General features: G+C 64.5%; 16 protein-coding genes. 11 read left to right on the top strand and 5 right to left on the bottom strand.

Annotation, left to right across the window (positions count from 1 at the left end):
* The first annotated feature begins 59 nt into the window (after positions 1-59).
* The 4 genes from ACFVUH_RS25200 to ACFVUH_RS25185 all read left to right on the top strand — a co-directional run bounded on the left by ACFVUH_RS25200 (position 60) and on the right by ACFVUH_RS25185 (position 3,556).
* The gene (locus ACFVUH_RS25200) at positions 60-287 is read left to right on the top strand and encodes a hypothetical protein (protein WP_387915463.1); all 228 of its coding nucleotides are present in this window, start codon (positions 60-62) and stop codon (positions 285-287) included.
* 396 nt (positions 288-683) lie between these two features.
* Positions 684-1,190 (top strand): NUDIX domain-containing protein, encoded by a 507-nt coding sequence (locus ACFVUH_RS25195; RefSeq protein ID WP_387915573.1) that lies wholly within the window; start codon positions 684-686, stop codon positions 1,188-1,190.
* A 237-nt stretch (positions 1,191-1,427) separates the two neighbouring features.
* Positions 1,428-2,411, top strand: a complete 984-nt coding sequence (locus ACFVUH_RS25190) for a radical SAM protein (protein WP_387915462.1) — start codon at positions 1,428-1,430, stop codon at positions 2,409-2,411.
* Positions 2,412-2,422: 11 nt separating this feature from the next.
* Positions 2,423-3,556 (top strand): methyltransferase domain-containing protein, encoded by a 1,134-nt coding sequence (locus tag ACFVUH_RS25185; protein ID WP_387915461.1) that lies wholly within the window; start codon positions 2,423-2,425, stop codon positions 3,554-3,556.
* Positions 3,557-3,657: 101 nt separating this feature from the next.
* On the opposite strand, the gene ACFVUH_RS25180 is transcribed toward ACFVUH_RS25185, so the two are convergent.
* Positions 3,658-3,933, bottom strand: coding sequence for a GntR family transcriptional regulator (locus ACFVUH_RS25180; protein ID WP_387915460.1), 276 nt, complete (start codon positions 3,931-3,933; stop codon positions 3,658-3,660).
* 476 nt (positions 3,934-4,409) lie between these two features.
* On the opposite strand from ACFVUH_RS25180, the gene ACFVUH_RS25175 reads away from it, so the two are divergent.
* Together ACFVUH_RS25175 and ACFVUH_RS25170 are read left to right on the top strand one after the other, a co-directional pair.
* The gene (locus tag ACFVUH_RS25175; protein ID WP_387915459.1) at positions 4,410-4,658 is read left to right on the top strand and encodes a hypothetical protein; all 249 of its coding nucleotides are present in this window, start codon (positions 4,410-4,412) and stop codon (positions 4,656-4,658) included.
* A 175-nt stretch (positions 4,659-4,833) separates the two neighbouring features.
* Entirely contained in the window at positions 4,834-5,163 is a 330-nt protein-coding gene (locus tag ACFVUH_RS25170) for a hypothetical protein (RefSeq protein WP_387915458.1), read from the top strand.
* A gap of 456 nt (positions 5,164-5,619) precedes the next feature.
* Here the strand turns inward: ACFVUH_RS25170 and ACFVUH_RS25165 are convergent, their stop codons facing one another.
* The 3 genes from ACFVUH_RS25165 to ACFVUH_RS25155 all read right to left on the bottom strand — a co-directional run bounded on the left by ACFVUH_RS25165 (position 5,620) and on the right by ACFVUH_RS25155 (position 7,834).
* Positions 5,620-6,333 carry a hypothetical protein gene (locus tag ACFVUH_RS25165; RefSeq protein WP_387915457.1) on the bottom strand — a complete coding sequence of 238 codons (714 nt, stop codon included), beginning with the start codon at positions 6,331-6,333 and terminating at the stop codon, positions 5,620-5,622.
* 146 nt (positions 6,334-6,479) lie between these two features.
* Positions 6,480-6,860, bottom strand: coding sequence for a hypothetical protein (locus ACFVUH_RS25160; RefSeq protein WP_387915456.1), 381 nt, complete (start codon positions 6,858-6,860; stop codon positions 6,480-6,482).
* A 671-nt stretch (positions 6,861-7,531) separates the two neighbouring features.
* Positions 7,532-7,834, bottom strand: coding sequence for a UTRA domain-containing protein (locus ACFVUH_RS25155; RefSeq protein ID WP_387915455.1), 303 nt, complete (start codon positions 7,832-7,834; stop codon positions 7,532-7,534).
* Between the two features lie 832 nt (positions 7,835-8,666).
* Here ACFVUH_RS25155 and ACFVUH_RS25150 point away from each other — a divergent pair.
* Both ACFVUH_RS25150 and ACFVUH_RS25145 read left to right on the top strand, forming a co-directional pair.
* Positions 8,667-9,677 (top strand): MvdC/MvdD family ATP grasp protein, encoded by a 1,011-nt coding sequence (locus tag ACFVUH_RS25150; RefSeq protein WP_387915454.1) that lies wholly within the window; start codon positions 8,667-8,669, stop codon positions 9,675-9,677.
* A 190-nt stretch (positions 9,678-9,867) separates the two neighbouring features.
* Positions 9,868-10,101, top strand: a complete 234-nt coding sequence (locus ACFVUH_RS25145; RefSeq protein WP_387915453.1) for a hypothetical protein — start codon at positions 9,868-9,870, stop codon at positions 10,099-10,101.
* 811 nt (positions 10,102-10,912) lie between these two features.
* Here ACFVUH_RS25145 and ACFVUH_RS25140 read toward each other — a convergent pair.
* A complete protein-coding gene (locus ACFVUH_RS25140; RefSeq protein WP_387915452.1) occupies positions 10,913-11,668 on the bottom strand; it encodes a GntR family transcriptional regulator in 756 nt (251 codons plus the stop codon).
* Positions 11,669-11,904: 236 nt separating this feature from the next.
* Between ACFVUH_RS25140 and ACFVUH_RS25135 the strand changes: the two genes are divergently transcribed.
* From ACFVUH_RS25135 to ACFVUH_RS25125, 3 genes are read left to right on the top strand one after another with little or no spacing between them, the layout of a single operon-like run.
* The gene (locus ACFVUH_RS25135) at positions 11,905-12,258 is read left to right on the top strand and encodes a hypothetical protein (RefSeq protein ID WP_387915451.1); all 354 of its coding nucleotides are present in this window, start codon (positions 11,905-11,907) and stop codon (positions 12,256-12,258) included.
* Complete coding sequence (locus tag ACFVUH_RS25130; RefSeq protein WP_387915450.1) at positions 12,255-12,500, top strand: hypothetical protein; 246 nt, start codon at positions 12,255-12,257, stop codon at positions 12,498-12,500. Before ACFVUH_RS25135 ends, ACFVUH_RS25130 begins: the two co-directional genes overlap by 4 nt.
* Positions 12,497-13,042, top strand: a complete 546-nt coding sequence (locus tag ACFVUH_RS25125) for an RDD family protein (protein WP_387915449.1) — start codon at positions 12,497-12,499, stop codon at positions 13,040-13,042. Before ACFVUH_RS25130 ends, ACFVUH_RS25125 begins: the two co-directional genes overlap by 4 nt.
* Positions 13,043-13,217: the final 175 nt, after the last annotated feature.

Here is a 13,217-nt window from a genome sequence, read left to right as displayed (position 1 = left end):
GACCGTACGTCAGAGTGAAGCATCCCGGTAGCGAGATGACTACGGAAGGGAGCGGCATCATGTCGCGTAGGAAGTCGGAGCTGGCCAGACCGGACTACCGTCCGGAACTCGGCGAACTGGTCAGGGACTTGCTCCATGGTGGGGCTGTCGGCGCCTACATGGGCACTGTGGGTGGGCGGATCTACCTGCGGCGGCCGGACGGCGGGATCGAGTGGACGACCTACCCCTCGGAAATCGAGCCGGCCGGTTCGGTTGACGGTCCGGCAACGGTGACCGGCGCGGCCTGACAGACAGGCTGCGCGCAGAACTCCCGCCTCGGCGGCTCGCTGTCGGGAGCCTTCGAGCCGTCGAGGCGGGGTCCGATCCCAGAACGCGCATTGTGGGACGCCGCGTTCTGGGGTGGGCGTTCACCTCCTCGTGCGGATGTGTGACCGCCCTGCCTCCCGCGACCTGGCGGACGTGGGAGGCCGCCAGCCCTGGGCGATCCTCGCCCGGTCGCCGGGGCCGGCATTCATGCCGCGACTCTCGGGGGCTTGTCCCGACGGTCGTGGCGCACGGCCTCGCTCACGGTTGCACCTCCCCCATGCACCGTGGGCGAGGCTCCCAACGCCGGCCCCTCCCGCACGGGGGTGTGGGAGGGGCCTCAAACCCGAGTCGAACCCCCTGGAGCCCAAGTGGCCGACATGACGAGTAAGCCCTTCGTGAGGATCGAACCTCGCCGACGGGCGGGCGCCCTGGTTCTCATCCGCACCCGACACGACGAAGTGCTGTTGGTGAAGCCCACCTACCGGCCGGACTGGCTGCTCCCGGGTGGTGGAGCGCACCCCGGCGAACCGATCGGATATGCCGCCACCCGCGAGGTGGCCGAAGAACTCGGCTTGCGTCGAAGGATCACTCACGCCTTGGCGATCGACCAGGTTCCCGCCAACCCGGACACGCGGCAGTCCGAGGGCCTGAACATCGTCTGCGACGGTGGGCTGATGACCGACGCGGAGGCACACGCTCTGTCCGTGCCGCTGCGCGCGACCGACGAGATCGAGGAACTGGCCTGGGTCCCGCCGAACAAGCTGTCGGACTACGTGGCACCGTTCATGGAGTACCGCATCCGCGCTGCGCTCGCGGCTGCCGCCAACGGCTTCCGGCTCCCGCTGCTGTACAACGGCGAGCCGGCGGACTGCGCGGCCGGCTGACCCCCAAGACCCGTGTGCACTGGGGGTGTACACGGCCGGGCCCACCCTCCTCGAACTCGTGATCTCCGTCCGTGCCGAGGGGGGTGGGCTCACTTCCCTAACCCCACAAGTGACCATGCGGACCTCGCGGCTTGACGGGACGGCGTTCCGCAAGCCGCTTCTTGAACCTCTGCCTCGCACTGGCATCAACACTCGTCCGAGGTGGAACTTCCTGCGTCAACAACGAGAGGAACGGATGTGACCGCTGTACTCGAACCGCCGACGGATGCCATTCCGAAGGTGCCGAGCATGATCGAGTTGGAGATCACCGGTAAGTGCCAACTGGCATGCAGCCACTGCTTCGCCGACTCGGGCCCGACCGGCACCCACGGTGTGATGAGCGTGTCCGACTGGTACGACGTGATCGACCAGGCCGCCGATCTCGACATCCGGACGGTGCAGCTGATCGGCGGCGAGCCGACCACGTACCCGGGCTGGGCGGACCTGGTCGACCACGCGCTGAGCCGGGGGCGGCTCGTCGAGGTGTTCTCGAACCTCTACCACGTGACCGCGAAGGGCTGGTCCGTGTTCGAGCGCGACGGCGTCAGCCTCGCCACCTCCTACTACTCGCCGAACTCCGGTGAGCACGACAAGGTGACCACCGTCAAGGGAAGCCAGGAACGCACCCGCGCCAACATCGTCGAGGCGGTTCGGCGGGGAATCCGGATTCGGGCCGGCATCGTGGGCGTCCATGACGGACAGCTCGAACAGCTCGCGGTGGAGGAACTGCGCGCGCTCGGCGTCGGACAAGTCACGCTCGACTACGCCCGAGGCGTCGGTCGTGCGGCGAAGGTGACGCCGGACGTCGGCACGCTGTGCGGCAACTGCGGGCGGGGCCGGCTCGCCATCATGCCGGACGGGGCCGTCAGCCCGTGCGTGCTGGGCCGGTGGATCCGACCGTTCAACGTCCGCGAGACGTCGCTCAGGGAGATCCTGGTCAGCTCCGAGTGGGCGGCTGCCGTGGACAGCATCCCGGCCCGCGCCCCCGGGGATCACTCGGACGGTCTGGGCGTGGTGGGGATGTGCCCGCCGTCGGACTCGAACGACTGCAACCCCGCCAAGACCCCGGCGTGCAACCCGAAGTACGAGTTCGCCCCCGCCGCTCTGCGTAGTTGCCCGCCGAACGACTCGAACGACTGCGCGCCCACGGAGGCTCCGTGCAATCCTGCCTTCGGGCTGTAGGAGGGGCACGCATGGACTGGCAACACCTTGCCGCAGAGCTGGCGGCACGTATCACGGACCCGGACTCGCGATGGCGTCGACCGGTCGAAAGCGTTCCGCGGCACGCTCTGATCCCCAAGTGGTGGGAACCCACCCCCGAGGGAGGCTGGACGCTGCGCGTCGGTGAGGACGACCTGAAGCGCTGGGCGGAGGTCGCTTACGGCAACGAGTCGGCGGTGACCAGCGTCGGCGGATTGCACGCGGACCACGCGCAGCGGGACGACCAGCCGACCGGCCTGGCAACGTCCTCGGCGACGCTGGCGGCCCTGGTGGTGAAGATGCTTCGGCATGCTCGGATCCGCAGTGGGCACGATGTACTGGATGTCGGCACCGGAGCCGGTGGGCTGACCGCCTACCTCGCCCACAGGGTCGGCGACCTGCACGTGACGAGCGTGGACGTGGACCCGTACCTCGTTGAGGCGGCCCATGCCCGGCTCGCCGCGCTGGGGCTCCGGCCGGCGCTTGCGACCGTGGACGCCACGGGGCCGCTTCCCGGCACCTACGACCGGATCGTCTCCACCGTCGGGGTCCGACCGATCCCCGCGTCATGGCTCGCCGCGTTGCGGCCGGGGGGACGGTTGGTCACCACCATCCGGGACACCGCGCTGATCCTCACCGCGTGGCGGACTCCTGACGGCGGAGCGGCCGGGCACATCGAACGGGACTGGGCCGGCTTCATGGGGACACGGCACGGCGCCGACTACCCGCCGGGTCCCGTCGACTTGTTCACCCTGGCCCGTGAGGCAGAGGGAGACGAGGTCTCAACCGGCCGGTACCCCGTGGCGGACGTACGGAACGCCTGGGAGATCTGGTCCTTTCTGTCCGTCACGCTCCCGGGCATCGAGTACGACTTCGAGGAACGGGCCGGCAGGCGAACCGCCTATCTGGTTCATCCGGATGGCTCCTGGGCTCGGGCCTCTGCGGTCCGCTACGAGCCGCCCACCGTCCACCAGGCCGGCCCTCAGCGGTTGTGGACGACGCTCGAACAGGTCCGCACCCGCGTCATGGTCGAAGGTGGCCTGCCGTTGTACGGCTGCACCGCGCGAGTCGCCCCGAACGGGGTGATCCATCTGTCCAGGGGACAGTGGTCGGCCGTCATCAACTAGCAGCCAGCCACTGAATCGCCGGGTGGGCGTGACTGGGTCGAGCCACGCCCACCCGGCGACCTACCACCCCGCCCAATTGGTGAACTCCAGTTAGGCGGGGATTACTTGCTCCCATCGGGTTCCGTGTCGCGGTTGGCCACGTACGTTCCCCGTTGTGGAACGACGAACAACAGGCCTTCAGCCACCAGGACCGCGATGGCTCGGCGGATCGTCGGCCGGGAGAGCTTGTACTCGTCCCCGAGCCGGGGCTCTGAAGGGATGGGCCGTCGTGGTTGCCAGTCGCCCCGGGCGATTCGAGCCCGCAGGATGCCCGCAAGCTGCTCGAACGGCGGCTCCGGGGCGTCGCGGATGATCTGGGCGTCGGGGTCGTAGTCCATGGTGGAACGCTAGCGCCCCAATGACTAGCGCACACATCCAGCCATGTCCATTGACGTACCTTTACAAGCCTATACATGCCTTGACGTTAGGCCTATCGTCGAAAGAGAAACGCCCCGGGGCCGTTGCAGCGGTCCACCGGGGCAGCCGACACAGCTTTTAGGGAGCTGATCGACGTGCGTCAGATTATCTTGCTGCTCGCCTTCGTGCGCGCGGTCCTCGCGCCGGGTAAGGGGAAGCGGCGAAGGACGACGGGGTCTCGGCGGCCAACTCCGCCGCCGGCCGTGAACCCGGGCTGCTGCGCGCCGCGCGCCAACGAGCCTTCGCCGGCTGGCGCCGCGCGGGATACGTGGGCCGGTGACCTCGCCGAGATGGAGCGTCAGTTCCACCGACGGGAGGCACTGCGAGCGCCCTCGGAAGGACTGCCTGACACCACGTACACCTACCCAGGTGCCCACCTCTACCGGGGGGTGGAGTGATGACCAAGGCGTTCGTCAAGCCCTTGCCCGACGGTACGCGGCGAGGGAACACCCAGGGGCTGCTTCGGTGCCGGCAGGACGGGTGGACGCTGATGGGACCGCACCACTACCCGGTCAGCCACGAGCCCCGGGCGAAGAACGACCCCCGGCCGTGGTCGGATGGGGTCCGCAGGTTCCGCGCGCTGGACTGCTGGGCGGTCGGGCCGATCGTGACTGAAATGCTGGCGGTGTTCAACGACTGCGAGTAACTTGGACGGCCCGATAGGCCGTTGGGCAGCCCTGGGAGACGTGTACCCCGGGGCTGCCACTTGCGTGTTCACCGAATGGCCGTGTTGCTGTCGGTGGGGTGTGGTATCGATTTTTGGACAGCCGATGCCCATCGGCGCGGGGGTGCTCGGGACGGGTATACGGGGAGCGGCAGGCATGTCGAACTGGCGTGACGGCGGCGACGAGAGCGGGGATGTCTTCCTCGGGGGCGGGCCGACGGTCGAAGGGGTGGACTATGAGGCCGCCTGGTTGGAAGCCAGGGCCGCAGCGGTCCATCTGAACTCGGTGCTCGCGGCGCTGGGGCTGCAGGGCGATGATCAGGTCAAGGCCCAAGCCGGCTGGTCGGACGACGGCCACGGCGTGGTATTCCTGAGGGGAACGCTCTCGGGCGCGCGAAAGCTCGGAGCCACGCTCGACCGCATGGCGACCCGGGACGGTGCCGTCGATGACGCGGATCCCAACCCTGAGGCGTCGGCTGGTAGCTGATCACCATGCCGGGCTGCGTGTGGCCGTCGGGAGCCCGGCGCCCGGCCGGGACCGGCCGTCAGGCCGCATGCCCGGCCGGGGCGCCATGGGCGACCGGCGGCGCTGTGCGCCGCCTCTTGAGTGAGTGAAGAAATTCTTCGACGGCGTCGACCGTGTCTTGCCGTCACGAGTTCCGTGGGCCCCTTTGCACAGTATTGACTGACAGGCCTTTTCGGCCGCCAGTGCGCTACCACGCTCGAATGACCCTTGGCGGTGGCGTGGCTCCCGCGGCCAGGGTGACCGGCAAGTTTCACGCCACATCAAATAAAGGGCCCTACTGGCCAGTGGCCAGGTAGGGCCCTGCGTCAATGCCGACGACCGCCTGCAAGGTACCTGCGGACCATGCCCTATTTACCGCCCTGTTTCGACCGGGAAATAGTGCGCGAAGTGAGGCTCCACAGCGGTATCGGACTTGCCTCAGGCTTTGACGATGAGGGAACTCCAGAACTGATTAGGCAGAATGGTCGTTCCCACGGGATTCCCCTTCGCGTCTTTCGCGGTCCACTTTCCCGCTTGCGTGTACGTGATCTCGATGGGGCTATCTGCAGGTCCTGCGTCGACGGAGAATGCGTCAGAGGAAGCCTGGGTGAGGATCGTACCAACCTTCGTGGCGGAGTCTTCGAAAAGAATAACGATCTTTTCGAGCGGCTTGATTCGGCGGTGAAGTCCTGCTCCTTCAGAGAAGGCGCAGAGCTTGCTGAAGGAGGTGCCAGACGAGGTTGTGTAGGCCTGACTCAGGCCTACCAGATGCTTGTCTGCGGTGGTGTTGTAGAAGTCGATGTAGCCAGCCGGATCCTTCTCCTTCTCCTTTTCCAGCGTGGCCTTCGTGGGGTCGCCCTCCAGGGGTTGAATGTCGAACATGGTCCCGAGGTCGGCATCCTTCGCGTCCGAATGTTCGACGGTCAAGCCGTCCTTGAATTCCTGGTTTGCGAAGTATCCCTGATACTTGGTCTCCCAGCGGTACGTGTTCGAGCTGTTCGTGAAGTGTGGGTCTGCAACCCACAAGGTCGGGCCAGCCGAGCTCACGGCTGCGGCACCGTCTGTGGACACGGTCTTGAAGATCGCCAGGCTGAGGCCGGCAAGCTCCTTGAGGTCCTTCTCGATCTTGAGGTTGAATCCATATCCGGTCACTTCTTTTCTCCGTTCTTGTGTCGGGACAGGGTCCCTAGGCTCTGGTCTTTCCTCGAATGGGTCCCGAGTTGTCCATTCGACCCTCGCAAGGGGCGGGTCTGCGCGGCGATAATCGCAACAAAAGGCAGTCGACAGTTCTAGAAAGTTCAGGTTAATGGCATATTACTCCACCTGAATTCAATGATTTCCGGATTGCTGCTACTATAGTCCAAGGAGTGGATAATCCTTGCACTTTTATAAATGGAGAGGTGGTAAATTTCTCCATTGCGATCCTGAAATGACAGGTACATGGTCGATGTCATTCCAGTCGGGCCGCAGGCGTCCACGCTGATCCGATATCCATAAAGGGGATTCGGGGACTTGTTCAAATTTACCCCATAGACGTGACCGCCACCCTCGATTGTGACGCAGTCCTTGAAGTCTGTGCTGTCGTTGATCATCATGGTCGTATTGACTTTGAATCCATCATTCGATCTTGCCCAGGAGTTGGTTCCGCATTCCGAAGTGAAGTAGCTGTAGGCGCTCATCTGGCTCCAGGTGGGATGGATATCCTCCGGCAGTGCTGAATTCGGGGCCCGATCTACCTACGGGCGACAGGGCGTGGATGTCGCGTTTGGCGCTGCGGTGAGTATGATCTTCGCCTGTAGCTTCATGCGGAACTTTCATGCAGCTAGGTTCGGGTACAGAGACTCTACCCTGCTTGCTGCAGCACACTTGGCGGGATTCACCAGCATGGGTGATCGAGTTGCCTAATTTCACTCTAACGGGCTCCACTGAGGGCGCCGGGTTTCCCAGCTGCGTGATGTGAGCGACTGGACTGTCGGACCTATGGGGATCCCTGGCTGTGCTTCGAGTGACGGATGCAGCAAGGATGCGTGGACCCCGACCTTCTTACGTTCCCTGGATGTCGGGGTTCATGGTGAAGCCGCAGAGCCTCGACGCCCTTGCTGCTCGCGGAGGTTCGTAGCGGATGAACCGGGACGCGGGGCGGCCTGACTCCAAGATCGACGGATCGAAGGACCACGAGATATGGGACCAAGCTCCTCACGCCCGGCGATTCCGTCAGGCATGGCAGGCGCTTCGTCGACCTCACTTAAGGTCAGTTGACAACATCCCGCCCGATCATTCCGATCGGACGGGATTCCTATGCAGGTGCGCTGTCAACAGGACGAGCGGAAGCCGTTGGGCGGATAGGTCCTTAACTCAGCAGTTCGGTGACGGGGCGGTGAGTGATGGTGAGTTGAGTTGCTGCTGCGGTCATGGTGAGGGTTTCGAGCATGAGGGGGCGGGCGTCTACCTGGGTGCGGGTGACGCGTTGGGAGACGAGGAGTGGTGTGTTCTCGGGGATGTGGAGGGCGGCGCGTTCGTCGGGGTTGGGCATGCGGGCGCTGACAGCCTCGTGCCATTCGATGGGTCCGTGTGCTGCGGCGAGTGCGGCGTAGGCGTCGGTGTTGAAGACCTCGGGGCGCTGGGCGAGTACGGTGCTGGTGATCTGTTCCATGGGCAGGAGCCCTGAGTAGCGGGCGCGGACTCCGCTGGACTCGTGGGTGTAGAGGCAGGCGGCTTCTCCTTCGTCGGTCTCCAGGGTTGCCGCTGCGCTGGGTTCGAGTCGGACGCGGTAGACGGTGGGCTCCTCGGCGTCCTGCCAGCCGGCCGGGCAGTGGTACTGGTCGCCGTTGCAGATGACGGTGTGTTGGATGTTGATCGTCGCGTTCTGCTCGGGCTGCGACCCCCGGACGAACGTGCCGGGTGAGCAGGTCGAGAGGGCTGCTGCGATGATGGTGCCGGGGCTGCGTAGCCGCGTTTGTTGTATCGGCTCCGCCGCGTAAGCCCTCGCGCAGACAGGCAGCTCGGCTGTCGGTCTTCTCCGCGAGACGCCCCGCCTGCACAGACCGAAGCGGCACGTTATGTTCCGGTAGGCCTTGTTGATGGCCGGGCTGTCGGGAGTCTTTCGGGCTTGCCCGGACCGGGGCCTGGGGCCTATCCGCCTCCAGTAGCGACGGTACGTCGTGAAGCGGATACTGGAAGTAGGAACACAGCCAACTACCGCCCTCCTGGCCTCCTGGGACGGCAGGCGGGCTAGAACTCGCTATGGGGCGTTGTTCCATGGCGGTGGACGGCCTGAACAACGTGCCCGCATGGTCGAGGGCCACAGCGTTCCCCAAGTGCGGCCGCCCATGGAACGGACACTGCCCCTCGGAGGCCCGTGCTGTCAGCGAACCTGCGGGAGCTGAAGCGCCATGGCCGTGGCAGCTGGTCGCGGCTACTCGTCCGGGGTGGTCAATTCGAGATGGTTTGACCTTTGGTCGGTGTGAGTAGCCAGGGGTGATGTCATGAGTAGAGCAAAAATTCTGATTGTCACGTCGCGGTGGGACGCGACCGCCTACGTTGCGGCTGAAGTCCTGCGCCGGAGCGGCAGGGAATCGGCCTTCTTCTACCCCGATGACATTCCGCAGCGCGCGCAGCTCGATGCGGTGTTCAAGCAGGGCAAGTGGTCCAACGTGTTGCACACCGAGGACGGGCTAATCGACCTGGATAAAATCAAGGCTGTGTGGTGGCGAAAGCCGCTCGCATCCAGACCGCCAGACGATCTATCCAGGATAGAATTTCTCTATTCCAGACGAGAGAATAGCTATGCCCTAAACGGTCTGTGGGGCCTGCTTGCCGGAAATCCTGATGTCTATTGGATGAGCGACCCACAGAACATCCGCAAGGCGGATAATAAGATGCTCCAGATGGCCAGAGCCACAGCCCACGGCCTCACCGCTCCGAACACAATCATCACCAACAATCCCGAAGATGTGCGCGGGTTCTATGATAGATGCTCAGAGAAGATGGTCTTCAAGTCTATGACGGGAGTTCTTCTCCCCCCTGATGACATAGAAGTTTCCACCCCCTCTGAAGTCCTTCCCGGAATCCCGCTCGTCCGGCCGTTCACTGGCGGGGACATGGATCAGGTCGATAGCGTGCGTCAGAGTGCCTGTATGTTTCAGGAGCTTGTGGAAAAGAAGCACGAGTTGCGGGTCACCGTCTTTGAGGATCAGGTCTTCACCTGTCAGATCGACTCACAGAAGAACGATCTCACTCGATACGACTGGCGGCGACAGGACTTCCGCCCCCACGCAACAACTGGCCAACTCCCTGACTACATTGAGAGTGCGTGCTTAGCCATGCTGGAGGAGTTCGGTCTGCACTTCGGGGCTTTCGACTTCATCGTGACCCCTGAGGGTGAGCACATCTTCTTGGAGGTCAACCCGAATGGCCAATGGGTATTCATTCAGGAATGGGTGCCGGAGCTGCGCCTCATGCAGGGTTTTGTTGACGTCATGACACGGAATTCCTGAGTCGCTTTCGTCAAATATTGTCAAATATTTGGGCGGGCACCCGATACTAACAGCGTTGGCCTCACCGTCGCAGCCAACGGCGGAATCACGCAACGGAGGAGTGACTCAACGGAAAATGCCAGGAACGCAAATAATGCGTAGGTATCCGATGCGCAGAGAGGGAAGTAAAGTGGAAACAACACCGAAGGTCATGGCCAGCTACCTGCTGAGTGATCAAGAGCCCGTTCTGGGTATTCCGGACGTGTTTGCGGACAAGGACGCACAGCAGCGGCTTGACCACCTTGTCGGCTACCTCGTAGACCCGCAGCCGGCGGCCCCCTTCGTGATGGCTGGAGCCTCGGACACCCTGAAGGAGACCCAAACGGGTGCTACCAACAGCGCTGGTAATGACCCGGACTACGACCACACGAATGACAAAGACTGACCCGGTCGACCGGGCCCTGTGTGGCCGGCGATTCCGCCGGCCACAGCGTGGTGTGGCTTGTAGAGCCTTCGACGATTTCAAGGTTCCCGGCTGGTGATCGCACCAACCTACTCGGCCGCTTATCCCAGGATGAAGGTGAATCCTTATGGTTTCCATTGCAATCCGCGACGGAAAGGCAAACACTGGTTCCCAAGAACTCCAGATTCCCCCCGGATCTGTCTACCGGCGCCGAGGCCACGACAGAGAATGCTACCTGAATCCGGAGCCCGGGATGGCGGACGACTTCTTCTTTCCCGGAGACGGAGCGTGGGTTCAGAACAACAGTGAGTACAGTGTTCTGATCTATCCGTACCTGGGGCAGGATGGAGACCCGGTCAAGCTTTCCGCTGGCGAGAGCAAGTACTTCGATGACGTCGAATCATCGAGCATCCGAGTTGACTAAGGAAGGAAGACAGATCGGCATCGAATGCTGGGATGGTTGGTGACGTACCTCGCCCACCACCATAACCGTGATCCGCGGTTCCCGATCAGGGTCGACTCGAAGCGAACTAGGCCTGATATGGTGATCGCGGATCACGCGTAAGGGTTGGGAATCTCTCCAGCATTGAATTCTTCCCCTCCTTAGCCGGCTTGCTGGCGGAGAGTACAACTTTCTACCGGGGGAAGCTGAGCTTCGAGAGGTGTAGATGGAGTAACTCTCCCAGAGCCTCGGGTGGGCTTCTTTTCGACGACACCCAGACCCACACAACGCATAGACAGTCCATGCCGGAGCGCTGAGTATTCCGTCAGCGATCAGTTCGGGGCGGTGAACCTACTGGATGACGGGGCGGTGGGTGATGGTGAGTTGTGTGGCGGCTGCGGTCATGGTGAGAGTTTCGAGCATGAGGGGGCGAGCGTCGGCCTGGGTGCGGGTGACGCGCTGGGAGACGAGAAGTGGGGTGTTCTCGGGAACGTGGAGGGCGGCGCGTTCGTCGGGGTTGGGCATGCGTGCGCTGACAGCCTCGTGCCATTCGATGGGTCCGTGTGCTGCGGCCAGTGCGGCGTAGGCGTCGGTGTTGAAGACCTCGGGGCGCTGGGCGAGCACGGTGCTGGTGATCTGTTCCATGGGCAGCAGTCCTGAGTAGCGGGCGCGGACTCCGCTGGACTCGTGGGTGTAGAGGCGCTGAACCAGGAAGGCGGCTTCCCCTTCGTCGGTCTCCAGGGTTGCCGCCGCGCTGGGTTCCAGTCGCACTCGATAGACCGTGGGCTTCTCGGCGTCCTGCCAGCCGGCCGGGCAGTGGTACTGGTCGCCGTCGCAGATGACCGTGCGTTGGATGTTGATCGTCGCGTTCTGCTCGGGCTGCGGTCCCCGGACGAATGTGCCGCGTCCCTGCTGGACGTCGAGCAGTCCATCGGCCCGCAGCTCGGCGACCGCTTGGCGGACGGTGGGTCGGGAGACTCCGTAGAGGGCGGTCAGCTTGTCCTCGGTCGGGATCTTCTCGCCCGGTCGCCACTGGCCCTTGGCGATGGCCTTGCGCATCTCGCGTGCCACCTGCTTGTAGAGGGCCTGTCCCTTCACAACTGTCACTTCTGCCCCTTTGCCGTTGGGTCGTTCGTGTCCGTCACGTTCGTTTTCCAACGGCCATCGCCGCTGCTCAGCCTGCGTGCCGCGACCTGAATTCAGCAGTCGTCAGGATGATTGCCCTTGCGTCCGGCGTCAAGGGGGCTCATCATCGACCTCCCGCACAATTCATCATGACGACTGACCTATCTGGGGGGTCGTCCGGGAGGGGTGAGTAGGGCATGACCTTGAAGAATCTCCCGTTGGACGCCGGGCGTCTGGGTGTCGCTCTGTGCGTTTCCGTGGAGGCTAAGACCGTTCCCGAGACGGGTGAGGTCAAGGCGGACCGCGATGGGGTTCCGGTGTGGACGGTCGGGGTGGCGGTGCGGCCGGAGGGTCGACGGACCGCGCTGATCGAGGTGGCGGTCAGTGGCGAGCCCACGGGTGTGATGGTCGGTCAGGTGGTGAGCCTGGAGGGCCTGGAGGCGTTCTGGTGGGAGATGAACGGGCGCGCGGGCCTGTCCTACCGGGCGGACTCGGTGGTCCCGGCCCCCGCCCCGGCGCGTGCGGCCCGGCAGTCGGCTGATCCCCGTGCCGTTGCTGGGGGATCGGAGTGAGCAGGGCGGATCGCACCTGGCTGGACCTTCGGGAGCGGTTGAACGACTTGGGGGCCTTCGCGGAGGAGATGCGTCCGGACATGGACTGGGGGCGGGCCCGCTTCCTGTTCGCGATCATCGCGCCGATGGCGGAGGACGCGGCCCGTCTGGCCCGGGACCTTGAGGGCGAGCTGTACGTGCTGGCGGCCAAGCACGGGGTGATCCTGCCCCGGTCGGACCCGGGCGACGGTGAGAGCCGGTGAGCGAGGAACGGTGGAAGGCCCTCGTCGGACCGGGGCGGGCGAGGAAGGAACCTCGGCCGGCCGTGCCGGGGATGGCGGACTGGAGTACCCGGGCGTGTGCCTTCCTTCTGGAGGTCTCGATCGCCGGGGGGATCATGACGACGTACACGGCTCTCCTGTACTACGCGCGCCCGCCGTTGGCGCTGCTGCAAGCCGTCGCCCTGCTGCTGAGTGTGCACCTGGAGCCGGTGTACCGGTTCCTGTACTGGGCGCTGCCGCTGGTGTTCCTGGTGTGGCAGTGGGCGGTGCGGGGTCGGACGGGTCAGTCGCTGGGGCAGCGCGTGATGCGGATCGTGACGGTGGATGAGGACACCGCGCGTCCGCTGGGTCCGGCCCGCTCGATCGTGCGGAGCCTGCTGCACGTGGTGGATGTGGCGCCGGGGTTCTTCGGGTTCGTGCGTCCGCTGGTGCATCACCGCCGGCAGACGTGGGCGGATCAGATCAGCCGGTCGGTGGTCGTGGACATCGATGTGATCAACCAAATCGCGGAGGTGAGGAAGTGAGCACGATCGAGAACGCAACGGTGGTGGCGGCCGGGGCGTCGGCGCCGCCGGTGGTGTGGGCGGCGGGTGTGCTGGGAGCAGTCGCGCTGCTGCTGGCGGTGGTGTCGCCGGTGCTGCGCAATCGGGTGCCGAATGTGTGGTGGCCGTTGTGCGGGTACCCGGTGGCGGTGCTGCG

Source organism: Kitasatospora sp. NPDC058032, from assembly GCF_042885845.1.
Taxonomy (GTDB): Bacteria; Actinomycetota; Actinomycetes; order Streptomycetales; family Streptomycetaceae; genus Kitasatospora.
The sequence above is the reverse complement of the archived record's forward strand: the minus strand, read 5'-3'. Positions and strand labels throughout refer to the sequence as shown.